We start from the raw sequence: 260 nt of genomic DNA, 5'->3' as shown, positions 1-260 counted from the left end.
TTACTTTCTGTTGCTAAATTTTAAAAATAAAAAAGGACGTATGAGATACGTCCTTTTATGGTTGAATCAATCTTACAAATCAGCTTCAAGTGCAGGCACAGGTTGCTCTGCTTTCAGCTTACGACGCTTAAATTGATAAGCCACCATTAAACATAGAATCCAACCAGGAATCATCATGACTACAATACGCATGTCTGGTGTTAAAGACATTACAACTAAAATGCCCAACATAAACACGATGCAAAGATAGTTGCTAAATG

Annotated in this window: 1 protein-coding gene; it reads right to left on the bottom strand. The window is 35.8% G+C overall.

The window, feature by feature from the left end:
* Nucleotides 1-72: 72 nt before the first annotated feature.
* Nucleotides 73-260 (bottom strand): hypothetical protein (locus ACYSM9_RS21985; protein WP_461859061.1); only part of this gene is annotated, 188 nt, incomplete at its 5' end.

Source organism: Arthrobacter sp. C152, assembly GCF_054890965.1.
The sequence above is the reverse complement of the archived record's forward strand: the minus strand, read 5'-3'. Positions and strand labels throughout refer to the sequence as shown.